1 protein-coding gene is annotated in these 1,048 nt (G+C 67.6%); it reads right to left on the bottom strand.

Annotated elements, in window-relative coordinates:
• Complete coding sequence (gene mgrA / locus AC4D2C_RS18735; protein WP_490916313.1) at positions 1 to 1,047, bottom strand: L-glyceraldehyde 3-phosphate reductase; 1,047 nt, start codon at positions 1,045 to 1,047, stop codon at positions 1 to 3.
• Between the last annotated feature and the right edge of the window lies 1 nt (position 1,048).

Raw genomic sequence — 1,048 nt, 5'->3', positions numbered from 1 at the left:
TCAGGCCTTGAGGGCGTTGGCCCAGAGGTTGATGTCGGAGTCCACGGCGTATTCATCGATCGCGAGCAGTTCCTCGGCGGTGAAGTCCAGGTTTCCCACCGCGGCCACGCTGTCCTCGAGCTGCTTCACGCTGGATGCTCCGATCAGCGCCGAGGTCACCGGGGTGCCCTTGGCCCGGTCGCGCAGCACCCAAGCGATCGCCAGCTGCGCCAGCGACTGCCCGCGGCCCTCGGCGATCCGGTTCAGACCCCGGATGCGGTCGAGGTTCTCGGCACTGAGCTGCCCCTGGTCCAGCGACTTGTTGGCCGCGGCACGCGAATCCTCGGGCACCCCGTCCAGGTACCGGCTCGTGAGCAGTCCCTGCGCCAGCGGCGAGAACGCGATGGATCCGGCACCCACCTGCTCGAGGGCCTCGTACAGGTTCGGGGACCCGTTCTCGGTCCACCGGTTGAGCATCGAGTACGACGGCTGGTGGATCAGCAGCGGGGTGCCCAGCTCCGCCAGGATGGCGGCGGCCTGCACCGTGAGCTCGGGCGAGTAGGAGGAGATCCCCGCGTACAGGGCCCGCCCCGACCGTACCGCGGTATCGAGGGCACCCATCGTCTCCTCCAGCGGGGTATCGGGATCGGGGCGGTGGCTGTAGAAGACGTCCACGTACTCCAGGCCCATCCGCGTGAGCGACTGGTCCAGGCTCGAGAGCAGGTACTTCCGCGATCCCCACTCCCCGTACGGGCCCGGCCACATCCCGTAGCCGGCCTTCGTGGAGATGACCAGTTCGTCGCGGAACGGCCGGAAGTCGTCCTTCAGGTGCCGGCCGAAGTTCGTCTCCGCGCTCCCCGCCGGGGGACCGTAGTTGTTCGCCAGATCAAAATGCGTCACCCCCAGGTCGAAGGCCCGGCGCAGGATGTCGCGCTGCACGTCGAACGCCTTGTCGTCACCGAAGTTGTGCCACAACCCCAACGACACCGCCGGCAGCAGCAGCCCGCTGGCCCCCACCCGCCGATACGGCATCGAAGCATAACGAGTCTCAACAGGCACAAAAGTCATG

It is taken from the genome of Arthrobacter sp. TJ-240 (assembly GCF_058269195.1).
Note: the sequence above shows the minus strand (reverse complement) of the source record. Positions and strands in the feature narration are given on the sequence as shown.